Below are 14,071 nucleotides of genomic sequence, written 5' to 3'. Positions count from 1 at the left end.
CTCTAAATATTTTAATTTGTTGATGACTAAGAAATTTATGGTTCATTGTAATCTTAAACATATCCCTTAGCATAAATAATACAAAAGAGATTTGTGCTGCTTTAGTTACAATTAAAAATATGTTTTGATGGTGAAATTGTAAAATTCAAGAGATCGTTATGGCTGATTTGCTGAAAATTATTCAATGGTGTGACCAAACTTTAAAGTCCGCAGAATTTAAAGACTATGCACCGAATGGTCTTCAAATTGAAGGCAAACAAGACGTGAATAAAATTTTGTGTGCCGTGACTGCTTCACAAACTGCAATTGAAGCTGCAATTGCACAAGGTGCAGATTTGCTCTTGGTTCATCATGGCTATTTTTGGAAAGGCGAAGCATACCCGATTACGGGCATGCGTGGAAAAAGAATTAAAACCCTGATTAAAAATGATATTTCATTAGCGGGTTATCATTTACCTTTAGATAGTCATCCAACATTAGGTAATAACACTGCAATTGCCGATTTGCTCGAACTACAAAATATCGAAGCGCTTGATCCTACTGAACGTCATCCAATTGGCAATATTGGTTATTTAAAATCTCCTATGTCACCTGAACAATTTAAAGCATTCGTATCGGAAAAATTAGGCTTTGATGCGATTCATTTACCTGCCGATAAAGCAAATATTCAAAAGGTCGGATTTTGTACAGGTGGTGCACAAGATTTTATTAAAAAAGCAGCGGAACAAAACTGCGATGCCTATATTTCAGGCGAAGTGTCTGAACGTACTTTCTATGAAGCACAAGAATTGAATGTGCATTACTATGCCTGTGGGCATCATGCGACTGAAAAATATGGTGTACAACGCTTAGCAAAAGCTATTTCAGAACAGTTCAATATTGAGTATAGTTATTTCGAATTAAACAATCCGATTTAATTTCATCTGACGGATTTTGACGTAAGCTTTATACGTATATTTTAGGGCTTTATTCTGTATTGTTATTTAAAAGCAATGCGCATTTTTGTCCAATAATCTATTACAATAAAGCCACTTATTGTCAAAACCCAGCAAAATGCAAGGAATTGAAAACATGACAACCATTACTTTACCAGCATTACCTTACGGTTACGAAGATCTTGCTCCACACATCAGCAAAGAAACTTTAGAATACCATCATGACAAACACCATAACACTTATGTTGTTAACCTTAACAACCTTATCAAAGGCACAGACCTTGAAGGTAAAACTTTAGAAGAAATCATCAAAGCTACTGCTGGTGATGCATCTAAAGCAGGTGTATTCAACAATGCTGCTCAAGTTTGGAACCACACATTCTACTGGAACTGTATGGCTAAAAACGGTGGCGGTAAAGCAACTGGCGCTTTAGCTGCTAAAATCGACGAAGCTTTTGGTTCTTACGAAAAATTCGCTGAAGAATTTGCAAATGCTGCTGCAACTCAATTCGGTTCAGGTTGGGCTTGGTTAGTTGCTGACGAAGTAAATGGTAACTTGTCTATCCTTAAAACTTCTAACGCTGACACTCCACTTGCACACGGTAAAGTTGCAGTGTTAACAATCGACGTTTGGGAACACGCTTACTACATCGACTTCCGTAATGCTCGTCCTAAGTACATCTCTACTTTCCTAGAAAGCCTAGTAAACTGGGATTACGCAAATGCTAAATATGCTGGCCAAGAAGCTGGTGTTGAAAAATAAGTTTTATTTTTCATAGTAAAAAAACCACCCAAAAGGGTGGTTTTTTATTATGGACTAAGACTATTAAGTATAAGAAAAGAAGCATTAACATTTAATAATCAAATCACCTCTTAACTCTTCAATCTGTTTTTTAGTGACTGGCTATTTTGCACTACCAACATTATTTCTTCATCAGTAAAACCAATTACCTTTAAAAAATGTAAATTAAATATAGCTTCTATTTTTTCACAGATTTCCCAAAGATCAGCTCCATTTGCGGCTTCGCTTTCTAAATTTTCACTATAATGTGTGAAATAATTTCTTGTATTAACTATACTTCTCAAGAGTTTGCTTCTTTCACTACTATTTCCAAAATATTCTTTGAATGGCTCCATAATACATTTCAATCTCTTCCCAAGATTAAGTTCATTTCCATGCATTAAGCGACCTTGCAACCATTCACGTTTATCTTCTGGACACCCATTAATGATTTCTTCAACTAATTTCGTAAATGCATCTGTCTCCATTAAAGTTTCATTACTAGTTCGCCTATGATAGGTCTCTAATCCCTGTGCTAAAGCTAGAAATTTTCCTTCAAGATATTTTTGAGCATCCATTTTAGTGGAAAAATATAAATTCATTGCTGGAGCTAAATATTCATAAGCATTTAACCAATTATTGAATACGTGTTGAGCATTATCCTCGATAGTACCAAAGGTGAAGAGCATTTTGTGCCGACTTTTATTTGGTACTTTTTCAACATATGTTGTGCTTTGATAATATATTTTTATAGGTACAGGATATTCATTTTCACCTATCTTACGCTGTATTTCGTAAGAGGTTGCAGTGACATTCTTTATTGAAACAACATCATCTATAGCAAAACACATAAAATTAGTAATTTGGGAAGCAATAGCAATAAATTCATTTAGCTCATGTAATTCTTTAGATACAAGCCTAAAGTAAGCTCGTTGAGTAACTTTTGCTTCTTTTAGATTAAGAAACCCAGGAAGCGTATATGCAAAGCCAATTTCAAGAGCCATACCATTCGCTAATTCAAATATTTTTTTCTCAGGTGGAATATATGTAATAGTTGTTTGTAATCTTGGATCGTCTCCATTGACTGCTATACCACTAATTCCTACCCATTCATCTAAGCAATCCACTTCAAATGAAAATGTATTGAAAGTGATAGTTTCATCTTCGTCCCAACTAGCACCACTAAACACCTTGTGTACGAAGATGATTGATTTTGAAATTCCTCCAAATGTAAAATTCTTTTTAGTATAAAAACAATGATCAAGAGTTACTAAACCATCACCCTCTACTAAGCCTAGAATTCGATCTAAATCATCTGGACTGTTAAATGATTCTATTCCACTGAAATGACCAATAATTTCTAATTCTGCTTTCCCACCATCAATTATTGATAAGACTCCAGGAATTTTTATATCTTCTTTTCCTGGCAACCAAAAATATCCCGTTTTTTTGTAATGTTTTTCGATTCGCATTTGATTTACCTATGTTATAAAGCACAATCCCCAATTAAAGCTATATTCAATTGAATATTAAAACCACAATAGAATCAATATTTAAGCCATTAAATCTTAATCGCACAATAAAAAGGCATTTCGCACTATTTTTTGTTGACGACCTGAATTTTCCTGCCTAAAATGCGCATCAGATTCTCCAATAGCTCAGTCGGTAGAGCGACGGACTGTTAATCCGCAGGTCCCTGGTTCGAGCCCAGGTTGGAGAGCCATTCTTCCATAGCTCAGTCGGTAGAGCGACGGACTGTTAATCCGCAGGTCCCTGGTTCGAGCCCAGGTGGAAGAGCCAAGATTCTAAAAAGCCCACTCATTATGCAGTGGGCTTTTTTTATGGCGGTTTATAGCTTTATAGAGCATCTGAGGCTCATCGAAATAAATTAAATTCTAACTAAGATATTGAACATATTTGAGTTTCGATTATTTTTAAAACACTTGACTGCATTTTCTGTTGTTTTTCTTAAAAGTTCCTTGACCCCTCTCAAAATCTCTCTATAATCGCTTTCAGATTCTCCAATAGCTCAGTCGGTAGAGCGACGGACTGTTAATCCGCAGGTCCCTGGTTCGAGCCCAGGTTGGAGAGCCATTCTTCCATAGCTCAGTCGGTAGAGCGACGGACTGTTAATCCGCAGGTCCCTGGTTCGAGCCCAGGTGGAAGAGCCAAGATTCTAAAAGCCCACTCATTATGCAGTGGGCTTTTTCTTTTTATACTTTTTAATAAAGTTCTCCTGTGCCACATTTAAGTCAAATCATCTTTTTCGTTATCGGTTGCTTTGCCAGCTTTGCTTTAATTTGTCTTTTATTTCCCAATCTTTTTAATCGCAAAGAAAATTTTTATCCAAAGCCAGTGATTACTAATTTTGAGAGCCGCTTATTTAAAAGATTAAATGAAGCCTTCCCCCATCATTATGTGTTGGCTCAAGTGGCTTTTAGCGCTTTAATCACGCATGACCAAATGAAGATGCGTAATCGTTTTAATCGCAAAGTCACTGATTTTGTTTTGTTAGACCAAAAATATAATGTCGTTGCTATTATTGAACTCGATGACCCAAGTCATATTGGCAAAGAAAAAGAAGATGCTGAGCGTGATGCTATGCTCATTGCTGCAGGCTATTTAGTGCTGCGTTATACCGAGATTCCAACAATTCGCCAGTTACAACGCGATTTAAAATAAAATTAATGATTCTCTGAGGCAGCTGATTCTTCCTCTGCGGTAAAATTTTCAGTGGCTTTACGTGCTTCCATTCTTGCCAGCATTTCAGCCTGCTGCTGCTTATATTTTTCTTGGTTTTTAGCATCACTACTGACTGCTAAAAATGCCATAGTGACGAGAAAAATTGGCACACATAATCCCAATGTACCAAATATCAAAAGTTTCTTAAGACTACGTGGCTGGTGAGCTGACATATTCATTAAAAGATTAATTATAGGCTCGCCACTATAGCAAAATAGATTTTTCACTCAAGTACCAAGACTAATAAAAAAAAGCACCTCAATAAGGTGCTTTCTATTTAGAGCACTTAATTTGTCGCTGTCATTAATGAATCAACAGTATTAATCAATTGTTCCGTATAGTCTGTCACTATAGTCTGATGAGTTGCATTATTTATGGGTACAAAGATTAAGTCATTTAAAGGATCTGGCATCACTTTTTCCAAATCAGGAAGCAAATAATCGACTGTTATCTGTGCTGGCACTGTGGTATCTGCTGTTCCTTGATATATATAGACTTTCTTCAAGATTTCTTTTTGCGCAGGTATATTATTGGCTAGATATTCATCCACATCTGTATCGAACAGGAAATCCTCTTGTAATGCCTTATAATTTGCAAACGTTCCATTGGAAGGTGGACCCATAAAGGCATCAATATCTTCTCTGAACTTTTCTGCCACTTGTGGTGAACATTCTGTTTCAGCATATTTAGCCAAATTAACTTTTGTATCCAAGAAACTTTGATTGTAGTTAAAACTTGGTTTTGCAGCTTTAATACCCGAACTTACGATCGCAGCATAACCATAAAGCGTTCCTGCAATTTGTCTTGCCGTAGGAAGCCCTGCCCCATTTGGAACAGCTGCATATGTATTTGCGACACTCATTCCATATTCTAGCGTTTCAGCCAAATACGATGCCGGAGCAATCGCGACAGTTCCTTTAAAGTCATATCCAGTTAATGCTTTTTGATATTCTGCCGCAGCCAATGCTGCATGACCACCTTGAGACCAACCAATCACACTCCATTCACGTCCTAAAACATCTCCATAAAATTTTCTTGCTTCACTCACAGCATAGAGCAGCGAATTTGCAGCACTGGTCAAATGCAGATATGGGTGCGGTACATTATCATTTCCAAGCCCCTCATAATCTGGCGCAATGACAGCATAACCTTTTTCAACCAGACCTATAATCAATGCTTTCTCAGGATTTTCTAATTGCAAGCGTGATGGTGCACATTTATCGGCTGCACCAGTTGTTCCATGTGCCCAAACTACAATTGGCCAGCCTCCTGCTGGCGGTGTCCCTTTAGGTGTGAATACCAATGTGGTTGCAGTAATCGACTTGCCTGTAACACTGGTCATTGGATAACTAAATACATCATGCCGATCGACAACAGCAAGTACATCAGAATCCACCTTAAAGGTTTTGGCTGGTCCAAATTCTATAATCGTTTTACCGTCATCATCACCGCCACAGGCAGTTAAAAATAAGACAGAAGAACACAGAACCGTTAGAGCGATATTTTTGATATATGGTTTCATTTTTACTTTCCTTTTTCTTATTCATGCTCTTTATGTATCGAGCTTATTTAAATTAAGCATAAAAAAAGCACCTCATTAAGGTGCTTTTTGTAAATCGATGATGCTGTATTTAGGAATAAGTAGTCGCGAAGAAAATTCCAATGAAAATCATTACACCCACCCAACGATTATGTCGAAATGCCCAAAAACATCGCTGCGGATCTTTATCTTTTGTTTTTGTCCATTGGTAAACAAAATCAACTGTAACAAACAGTAGAGTAATTAAACCAAATGGCATGAGCAAATTTTCTAGATATAAAGCACTACCAATTAAGAAGATTGCGATCGCCTGCAACATAGAAATAATAAGGATGTCATTTTTACCAAATAAAATCGCAGTGGATTTGACCCCAATTTTTAAATCATATTCTCGGTCTGTAATGGCGTATTGCGTATCGTACGCAACTGTCCACGCCAAATTACCAAAATATAAAAGCCAGCACGTTAAATCCGGTGTTTGTCCCACAGCGGTGTATGCCATTGGAATTGACCATGAAAATGCTGCACCTAAAAACACTTGTGGCAAATGGGTATAGCGCTTCATAAAAGGATAGATAAAGGCTAAAAACAGTGCCCCAAATGACCAATAAAATGTTTCTATCGGTAAGAAGAACAACATACACGCACTTGCTAGTACAAGAATAAGAAATACATATATCGCTTCGCGTGGACGAATGATCCCTGTTGCTAATGGGCGCGTCTTGGTACGTTCCACAGCACCATCAACCTTACGGTCAGCAAAATCATTAATGGCACAACCTGCAGCACGCATAAAGATTGTGCCTAAAATCATGGGAATTAAAATACTAAGACTTGGTGCACCTTGATTTGCAACCCACAGCGCCCACATGGTCGGCCAAAACACCAATTCTGTACCAATCGGCTTATCAAAACGACATAAATAATAATAAGCATTCAGACGTTCACGCCACGTGATGGCTTGTGTTGTAGACATGATTAAGCCTTATGATTCCTGATAAAATCTTCAAATGCAGGTAAAAAAGTTTCCTGAACAATAAATTTACAACCATGCCAAGTATAGCAACTCTGGCGTGTCCAACCTTCTTCTAGTAACAATACACGTCTTTCACATACTGGATTAGTACGTTGAAATAAAAACCATCCGATTGGCTTGCTTCCAATATGTTGAAAAATTCGAGCACGTTTTTGCAAACTCAAAATTGGAAAAATACTTTTGGCTTTTACCCATGGTATAGCTTCGGAACCAAATAGCAGACTTTCACGCACCCATGAGGTGTGATGTAGTGGCATATGCATCCACTTAGCATCATGGAACTGTAAACGCTGAAATTGTTCTGAAATAGGTTGTACTTTAAATTGCCCTTTTCCAAGATCTGTTAATTGCTGTGTGAGTGAACCTGAAGCATAAAGCCATGGTTTTAGCTCGGCAGGAATATCCGACATATGTGTACTCAAATCATTCAGCTCAATTAAGCATTATCTGTCTTTGCGATGACATTAAACTGACCCTGTGGGTTTTTTACTAAAATAAAACCTTCAGCACTAATATAAAACTCTTGGGGATAATCAAAATCCAAAGCCAGTTCCGGATTTTTTAATTCGACAAATTGTGCCAGCTTATAGCCTTCTACTGTACGTCCTACTTCTAAATAGATCACCTCAGAAAAATTGAGTTTAAACCCCTTTTCATGATTTTTAGGGTCATTCCAAGGGAAAAATCCCGTATGCTTTTTACGTGGCTTCGCCATTCGCTATAACTCATCATGTTTTTATTTAGTTTAACCTAAATCATAAAAAAACCCGCGCAATGCGCGGGTTTTTTACAGTGAAATTCGAGAACGAATTACAAGCTGTAGTACATATCAAATTCAACTGGGTGAGTAGTCGTATTAAGACGACGAACTTCTTCAGTTTTAAGCTCGATGTACGCATCAAGCATTTCTTTAGTGAACACACCACCTTTAAGAAGGTAATCATGGTCAGCTTGAAGTGCTTCAAGTGCCATTTCAAGGCTGTGAGCCACTGTAGGGATTTTAGCTTCTTCTTCAGGAGGAAGATCGTACAAGTTTTTGTCTGCAGCTTCACCTGGGTGAATCTTGTTTTGGATACCGTCAATACCAGCCATCAACAATGCAGCGAAACCTAAGTATGGGTTCATCATTGGGTCAGGGAAACGTGCTTCAATACGTTTGCCTTTAGGGCTAGAAACGTAAGGGATACGGATAGAAGCTGAACGGTTACGTGCTGAGTAAGCAAGCATAATCGGTGCTTCAAAGTGTGGTACCAAACGTTTGTATGAGTTTGTAGATGGGTTAGTGATCGCGTTCAATGAACGAGCGTGTTTGATCACACCACCGATGAAGTAAAGAGCAGTTTCTGAAAGACCTGCGTATTCATCACCAGCGAACAAGTTCTTGCCATCTTTAGAGATCGACATGTGAACGTGCATACCAGAACCGTTATCACCTACCATTGGTTTAGGCATGAAAGTCGCAGTTTTAGCATATTGGTGAGCAACGTTCCAAACAGCATATTTGAACTGTTGTACTTCGTCAGCTTTACGAACCATTGTGTTGAAGCTCACACCAATTTCTAATTGGCAAGATGCAACTTCATGGTGATGTACTTCTACACGACCTGGGCCCATGATCTCTTCGATTTTTGCACACATATCTGCACGCATATCGTGATGAGAATCAACAGGAGGAACTGGGAAGTAACCACCTTTCACACGTGGACGGTGACCAGAGTTACCACCTTCGTAATCTTTACCTGTAGACCAAGCAGCTTCTTCAGCGATTAATGTGTGGCGCGCGCCAGACATATCGATTTCCCATTTTACTTCGTCAAATACGAAGAATTCTGGTTCTGGACCGAAGAATGCAGTATCACCAATACCAGTAGATTTTAGGTATTCTTCTGCACGGCGAGCAATCGAACGTGGGTCACGGTCATAACCTTGACCAGTTGAAGGTTCAATAACGTCACAAGTTACAACAACTGTAGGCTCAGCGAAGAACGGGTCGATAAAACCAGTTTCAGCGTCTGGACGTAAAATCATGTCAGAAGCTTCAATGCCTTTCCAACCAGAAATTGAAGAACCATCGAACATTTTACCATCTTCAAATGTATCTTCGTCGATAGTGTCAGCTGGATAAGTTACGTGCTGCTCTTTACCTTTAGTATCCGTAAAACGGAAGTCGACCCATTTCGCGCCACTTTCTTGGATGAGTTGAAGGACCTTGTTCGCCATGCTCAATTTGCTCCGATGTTTTTTTGTTGCACTGCTGAGTGCGTGTTAGTAGTTGGTAGTTATTAAGCAATTACCGTACCAACTTTTAAAAGTAAAGATAAAATCCTGAAATCCATATTAGAAAACGAGATTTGGGCCTGTTACTTTGCTGTTATTATACTTGCTATAAAAGTAAATGCACTATATTCACGCATTCTCAGATATTTTTGTTTTTTTGATATTTTTTAGTGCACCTAAATAGTGCGTCATTATGGTGCAATGTATCAACTTGATACCCACAACAATGAATTTTTTATAATAATGCGGTGTTTTGTATAATTTTTATACTAAAATACCTATTATTTGTAATAAAAAGCCGTTTAGATACCCGATTAGATGGTCGATCTCCTCTGAATTCCTCCCTATTTTGAGTCACTTTTCTAAATATATTTTTCAATTATTAAATTTTAAAAATCTGCCTGAATTTGAGTGTTGCTTTTTTCAGCATGTTTGCGAATAAGTCGTTTTCTGATTCGACTAAAGTTGAACGCTTTTCGATATTCAACAAGAACTTTCAGTTTGGTCATTCTGAACTATTTTTTATTAATAATTAACAATGTCTATTTGTGTAGAAAATTGCCATATTTATGCCAAAAAAGCTTAAAAATGTAGCGCAGAAAACTATATATTTTTGCTATGATGAAGAACACTTTATTTTCACGTAATGAAATCAATACTTTAATTGATAAACCAAATCAGTTTATGTGACATACAAATAAAGTCCGACCTTAACAACGCTAGCACTCGATGTGCATAAATTTTACAGGTTAAGCTCATGCTTTTAATGATCGACAACTATGACTCCTTTACTTACAACATCGTCCAATACTTTGGCGAACTTAATCAAGAAGTAAAAGTAGTCCGTAACGATGCCGTGACTTTGGAAGATATTGAGCGATGGCAACCGAAGTATTTAGTGATTGGTCCTGGTCCATGCTCACCAAGTGAAGCGGGTATTTCAATTCCTGCCATTCAGCATTTTGCTGGCAAAATTCCGCTTTTAGGTGTTTGCCTTGGTCATCAAAGTATTGGTCAAGCTTTTGGGGGTGACATCATTCGTGCCAAACGTGTGATGCACGGTCGTTTATCTGATATGTATCATTCAGATACCGGTATTTTCAGTAACCTACCCTCGCCTTTTGCAGCAACACGTTATCACTCGTTAGTGATTGACCAAGCAACGCTTCCCGATTGCTTGGAAGTGACTTGCTGGACCAATGAAGAAGATGGCTCTATGGAAGAGATCATGGGTGTTCGACATAAGACACTGCCTGTCGAAGGTGTGCAATTCCATCCTGAATCCATTCTCAGTGAACATGGTCATCAAATCTTTAAAAACTTCTTAGAAATTTACGCATAATTGAGCACCGTTTAAACATGAATATTCAACAAGCCCTTCATAACATCACTAAAAATATTGAACTCACTCAAGCGCAAATGGAATGTGTTATGCGCACCATTATGAATGGTGAAGCGACAGATGCACAAATTGGCGCTTTGATGATGGGTCTACGCCTGAAAGGCGAAAGTATTGATGAGATTACCGCTGCTGCACGTGTGATGCGTGAATATGCCATCAAAATTGATGTTAGCGACATGCCTTATTTAGTCGATATCGTCGGTACAGGTGGTGACGAGCAAAACTTATTTAACGTATCTACTGCATCTAGTTTTGTTGCTGCAGCGGCTGGTGCCACCATTGCCAAGCATGGCGGTCGTGGTGTGTCATCTAAATCAGGTTCTTCCGATTTGCTTGAACAAGCAGGCATTCATTTAGATTTAGATATGCAACAAACTGAGCGTTGCATTCGTGACATCGGTATTGGTTTCTTATTTGCACCGAATCATCATAAAGCCATGAAATATGCTGCGGGGCCGCGTAAAGAACTCGGTTTCCGTAGTATTTTCAATTTACTCGGTCCATTAACTAACCCTGCTGGGGTAAAACGCTTTGTCATTGGTGTGTTCTCTAAAGAACTTTGTCGCCCAATGGCAGAAGTACTGAAACAACTTGACGCAGAACATGTCATGGTGGTTCATTCACGTGATGGGTTAGATGAAATTAGCTTAGCCTCTGCAACATATGTGGCTGAGCTCAAAAATGGCGAAGTGACTGAGTGGGAAATTCTGCCTGAAGATGTGGACATTGAATCTCAAACATTAACGCATCTATCAGTTGCGAGTTCTGCTGAAAGCCTTGCCATGATTAAAGATGCCTTAGGTAAGAAAAAATCAGCTGTAGGCGAAAAAGCCGCAAATATGATTGCACTCAATGCTGGTGCTGCAATTTATGTTGCAGGTTTAACTTCAAGTTATAAACATGGTGTCGCACTTGCACATGACATTATTTATGGTGGTCAGGCACTGGAAAAAATGAGCGTGCTGTCAGAATTCACTAAAACCGTTAAACAATACAACGCCTAAGGCTGGAAGATGAATCATGGTTGATATTGCAAATACAATTTTAGGCAAAATTGTTGATCGTAAAAAAGAAGAGTTTGCTGCACGTCTGAAGCATAAAAGTTATAAAGACCAAGAAGAACTTGCGCTAGGTGCAAGTGCTGTACGAGGTTTTGCACAATCTTTAGTTTCAAAGCGTCCAGGCGTTATTGCTGAGATTAAGAAAGCATCTCCATCTAAAGGTGTAATTCGCGAGAACTTCAACCCTGCTGAGATTGCTGCACAATATCAAGATGCAGGAGCAGCATGTTTATCTGTTTTAACGGATGTTGACTTTTTCCAAGGTCACGATGAGAACATTCAGATTGCACGTTCACATTGCGATTTACCTGCATTACGTAAAGACTTTTTAATTGATCCTTATGGCGTGATTGAAGCACGTGCTTTACATGCGGACTGTATTCTTCTGATTGTGGCCTGCCTGTCAGATCAACAACTCGAAGAAATGTCGAAAACAGCTTTTGAATACAACTTAGATGTCTTGGTTGAAGTGCATGATGAAGCTGAACTTGAACGTGCTTTAAAACTCGATGATCGTTGTCTTTTAGGTGTAAATAACCGTAATTTAAAAACGTTTGATGTTGATCTAAACACATCACTACGTTTGAAAAAATTACTCGATCCATCTCGTCTTTTAGTCACTGAAAGTGGCATTGCAACTCCGAGTGATGTGGCAATGATGCAAGCAAATGATATTCATGCATTCTTGGTCGGTGAAAGCTTTATGAAACAACCTCACCCTGATCATGCATTCCGTGATTTGTTTGGTGAGCCTAAACAGCTTTAACCACAAAACTAATCACAAATCTTAGTAAAAAGCCTGAGTCACATGATTCAGGCTTTTTTATTAAAATAATCCAAAGCTGTTCAGTTCAGCCTGTCATACTCGCGAATAGATTTTTCATTTTTTATAATAAAGACTATAATTTTATTCTATTTTCATCTCTTCCCTGTTTTTCATTATGAGCAACGATTCTTCCCTTTCAAAAGCACAGCTTGATTTGTTAAAGCAAATGAAAAAACAAATCAACACCACACACGTGCAAGAACAAATCAAAAAAGTTCAACAAGCTTCTGCAAAAGTACAGCCGAATGAAGAAGATGAAATGGCGCTGTTCCGCAAGCAGATGCAAGGCGTACAAAAAATTGATTCGGGTAACACGGCTAAAATTGAAAAACCAAAAAAGAAAAAAATTGATGCACAAACATTAGCAAAACGTGCTGCTGCGATGGGGCCAATGGAAACTGAAGAAACCATCATGTCAGACACGCAAGCGATGCTGAATCCTGTCGGCAGTCAGGCAAGTCTGAGTTATCGTATTGCCACCTTACAGCATAAAGTATTTGAAGATTTAAAAGCGGGTAATTTACGTTGGTATGAAGCCGTTGACTTACATGGCTGTACGGTAGAAGAAGCCCGTCAAGCTGTACTACAGATTATTCAAATTGCAAAAGATGAAAACCAAAACGTAATTAAAATCGTGCATGGGAAAGGTCCAGAAGCGATTTTAAAGACCTATGTGAATAGTTGGCTTCGTCAGCATCGTGACGTATTGGCATTTGTCAGCGCACCTGAGAAGCAAGGTGGCACAGGTGCAGTACTGGTATTATTGAAACGTGCTGAAAAAAATCCTCAGCTCAAACAATAGACAGTTTAATTGCTAAAGCAAGGCATTAAGGTAGTTTTCTGCTACAATGCCGTCCTTATTCTTTTTCTCAGTGTAAGTGAATACGTCACATGACTATGCAGCAATCCTACGCAAACATTCTTACTGCCGTTGGTGAAGATTTAAATCGCCCAGGTCTCAAAGATACGCCGATGCGTGCTGCCAAAGCGTTCTCGTATTTGACTTCTGGTTATAGCCAAACACTTGAAGAAGTGACCAATAATGCGGTGTTCCCATCAGAAAACCGTGAAATGGTATTGGTTAAAAATATCGAATTTTATTCATTGTGTGAACATCACCTTCTTCCTTTCTATGGTCGTGTGCATATTGCATATTTACCAGAAGGTCATGTATTAGGCTTGTCAAAATTTGCACGTATCACTGAAATGTTTGCACGTCGTTTGCAAATTCAGGAAAACTTGACTCAGCAAATTGCAGAAGCGGTTGCAGAAGTTACAGGTGCTCGTGGTGTAGCTGTTGTGATTGACTCAGCACACATGTGTATGATGATGCGTGGTGTCGGCAAACAAGAATCAACCACACGCACTGTTTCATTTGTGGGTGACTTTAAAACCAATAAAGACGAACGTCGTGAATTCTTAAGTGCTGTGCCTGAAAGCTATTAATTAAATGCATTCAATGAAAAAGCCT

The 14,071-nt window shown here is 38.5% G+C and carries 15 protein-coding genes and 4 tRNA genes; 12 read left to right on the top strand and 7 right to left on the bottom strand.

Annotated features, from left to right (window positions below; genetic code table 11):
* Positions 1–158: 158 nt before the first annotated feature.
* Complete coding sequence (locus tag A3K93_RS04175; RefSeq protein WP_067729212.1) at positions 159–917, top strand: Nif3-like dinuclear metal center hexameric protein; 759 nt, start codon at positions 159–161, stop codon at positions 915–917.
* Between the two features lie 154 nt (positions 918–1,071).
* Complete coding sequence (locus tag A3K93_RS04170; protein WP_067731664.1) at positions 1,072–1,698, top strand: superoxide dismutase; 627 nt, start codon at positions 1,072–1,074, stop codon at positions 1,696–1,698.
* A gap of 110 nt (positions 1,699–1,808) precedes the next feature.
* Here the strand turns inward: A3K93_RS04170 and A3K93_RS04165 are convergent, their stop codons facing one another.
* Positions 1,809–3,188, bottom strand: a complete 1,380-nt coding sequence (locus A3K93_RS04165; RefSeq protein WP_067729210.1) for a HEPN domain-containing protein — start codon at positions 3,186–3,188, stop codon at positions 1,809–1,811.
* Between the two features lie 175 nt (positions 3,189–3,363).
* On the opposite strand from A3K93_RS04165, the gene A3K93_RS04160 reads away from it, so the two are divergent.
* From A3K93_RS04160 to A3K93_RS04140, 5 genes are all read left to right on the top strand, one after another.
* A tRNA-Asn gene (locus A3K93_RS04160) sits at positions 3,364–3,439 on the top strand.
* Position 3,440: 1 nt separating this feature from the next.
* Positions 3,441–3,516, top strand: a tRNA-Asn gene (locus tag A3K93_RS04155).
* Positions 3,517–3,734: 218 nt separating this feature from the next.
* A tRNA-Asn gene (locus tag A3K93_RS04150) sits at positions 3,735–3,810 on the top strand.
* A 1-nt stretch (position 3,811) separates the two neighbouring features.
* A tRNA-Asn gene (locus tag A3K93_RS04145) sits at positions 3,812–3,887 on the top strand.
* Positions 3,888–3,954: 67 nt separating this feature from the next.
* Positions 3,955–4,398: a DUF2726 domain-containing protein gene (locus A3K93_RS04140; protein WP_067729208.1), complete on the top strand. Its 444-nt coding sequence runs from the start codon at positions 3,955–3,957 to the stop codon at positions 4,396–4,398.
* Positions 4,399–4,400: 2 nt separating this feature from the next.
* Here the strand turns inward: A3K93_RS04140 and A3K93_RS04135 are convergent, their stop codons facing one another.
* From A3K93_RS04135 to glnA, 6 genes are all read right to left on the bottom strand, one after another.
* Positions 4,401–4,637 carry a hypothetical protein gene (locus tag A3K93_RS04135; protein ID WP_442855653.1) on the bottom strand — a complete coding sequence of 79 codons (237 nt, stop codon included), beginning with the start codon at positions 4,635–4,637 and terminating at the stop codon, positions 4,401–4,403.
* Between the two features lie 107 nt (positions 4,638–4,744).
* Complete coding sequence (locus tag A3K93_RS04130) at positions 4,745–5,980, bottom strand: alpha/beta hydrolase (RefSeq protein ID WP_067729206.1); 1,236 nt, start codon at positions 5,978–5,980, stop codon at positions 4,745–4,747.
* 109 nt (positions 5,981–6,089) lie between these two features.
* On the bottom strand, positions 6,090–6,974 hold the full coding sequence (gene ubiA, locus A3K93_RS04125; RefSeq protein ID WP_067729204.1) for a 4-hydroxybenzoate octaprenyltransferase: 885 nt from the start codon (positions 6,972–6,974) through the stop codon (positions 6,090–6,092).
* A gap of 2 nt (positions 6,975–6,976) precedes the next feature.
* On the bottom strand, positions 6,977–7,444 hold the full coding sequence (locus A3K93_RS04120) for a chorismate--pyruvate lyase family protein (RefSeq protein ID WP_067729202.1): 468 nt from the start codon (positions 7,442–7,444) through the stop codon (positions 6,977–6,979).
* A gap of 26 nt (positions 7,445–7,470) precedes the next feature.
* Positions 7,471–7,749 carry a hypothetical protein gene (locus A3K93_RS04115; protein WP_067729200.1) on the bottom strand — a complete coding sequence of 93 codons (279 nt, stop codon included), beginning with the start codon at positions 7,747–7,749 and terminating at the stop codon, positions 7,471–7,473.
* Positions 7,750–7,844: 95 nt separating this feature from the next.
* The gene (gene glnA, locus A3K93_RS04110) at positions 7,845–9,260 is read right to left on the bottom strand and encodes a type I glutamate--ammonia ligase (protein ID WP_171255050.1); all 1,416 of its coding nucleotides are present in this window, start codon (positions 9,258–9,260) and stop codon (positions 7,845–7,847) included.
* 808 nt (positions 9,261–10,068) lie between these two features.
* Here glnA and A3K93_RS04105 point away from each other — a divergent pair.
* The 5 genes from A3K93_RS04105 to folE all read left to right on the top strand — a co-directional run bounded on the left by A3K93_RS04105 (position 10,069) and on the right by folE (position 14,046).
* On the top strand, positions 10,069–10,653 hold the full coding sequence (locus A3K93_RS04105; RefSeq protein WP_067729196.1) for an anthranilate synthase component II: 585 nt from the start codon (positions 10,069–10,071) through the stop codon (positions 10,651–10,653).
* A gap of 17 nt (positions 10,654–10,670) precedes the next feature.
* On the top strand, positions 10,671–11,717 hold the full coding sequence (trpD, locus tag A3K93_RS04100) for an anthranilate phosphoribosyltransferase (protein ID WP_067729194.1): 1,047 nt from the start codon (positions 10,671–10,673) through the stop codon (positions 11,715–11,717).
* Positions 11,718–11,733: 16 nt separating this feature from the next.
* Complete coding sequence (trpC, locus tag A3K93_RS04095) at positions 11,734–12,540, top strand: indole-3-glycerol phosphate synthase TrpC (protein ID WP_067729192.1); 807 nt, start codon at positions 11,734–11,736, stop codon at positions 12,538–12,540.
* 172 nt (positions 12,541–12,712) lie between these two features.
* Entirely contained in the window at positions 12,713–13,402 is a 690-nt protein-coding gene (locus A3K93_RS04090) for a Smr/MutS family protein (protein ID WP_101494817.1), read from the top strand.
* 95 nt (positions 13,403–13,497) lie between these two features.
* Positions 13,498–14,046: a GTP cyclohydrolase I FolE gene (gene folE / locus A3K93_RS04085; protein ID WP_171255049.1), complete on the top strand. Its 549-nt coding sequence runs from the start codon at positions 13,498–13,500 to the stop codon at positions 14,044–14,046.
* Positions 14,047–14,071: the final 25 nt, after the last annotated feature.

The organism is Acinetobacter sp. NCu2D-2 (assembly GCF_001647675.1).
Lineage (GTDB): Bacteria > Pseudomonadota > Gammaproteobacteria > Pseudomonadales > Moraxellaceae > Acinetobacter.
This window is presented reverse-complemented; position numbering and strand designations above follow the sequence as displayed.

Bases quoted from the DNA above. Each gene is read 5' to 3' on its own strand.
- A3K93_RS04175 (WP_067729212.1), top strand. From the start codon at position 159: ATGGCTGATTTGCTGAAAATTATTCAATGGTGTGACCAAACTTTAAAG.
- folE (WP_171255049.1), top strand. From the start codon at position 13,498: ATGCAGCAATCCTACGCAAACATTCTTACTGCCGTTGGTGAAGATTTA.
- trpC (WP_067729192.1), top strand. From the start codon at position 11,734: ATGGTTGATATTGCAAATACAATTTTAGGCAAAATTGTTGATCGTAAA.
- A3K93_RS04170 (WP_067731664.1), top strand. From the start codon at position 1,072: ATGACAACCATTACTTTACCAGCATTACCTTACGGTTACGAAGATCTT.
- A3K93_RS04115 (WP_067729200.1), bottom strand. From the start codon at position 7,749: ATGGCGAAGCCACGTAAAAAGCATACGGGATTTTTCCCTTGGAATGAC.
- A3K93_RS04165 (WP_067729210.1), bottom strand. From the start codon at position 3,188: ATGCGAATCGAAAAACATTACAAAAAAACGGGATATTTTTGGTTGCCA.
- A3K93_RS04120 (WP_067729202.1), bottom strand. From the start codon at position 7,444: ATGTCGGATATTCCTGCCGAGCTAAAACCATGGCTTTATGCTTCAGGT.
- A3K93_RS04105 (WP_067729196.1), top strand. From the start codon at position 10,069: ATGCTTTTAATGATCGACAACTATGACTCCTTTACTTACAACATCGTC.
- trpD (WP_067729194.1), top strand. From the start codon at position 10,671: ATGAATATTCAACAAGCCCTTCATAACATCACTAAAAATATTGAACTC.
- ubiA (WP_067729204.1), bottom strand. From the start codon at position 6,974: ATGTCTACAACACAAGCCATCACGTGGCGTGAACGTCTGAATGCTTAT.
- A3K93_RS04135 (WP_442855653.1), bottom strand. From the start codon at position 4,637: ATGAATATGTCAGCTCACCAGCCACGTAGTCTTAAGAAACTTTTGATA.
- A3K93_RS04130 (WP_067729206.1), bottom strand. From the start codon at position 5,980: ATGAAACCATATATCAAAAATATCGCTCTAACGGTTCTGTGTTCTTCT.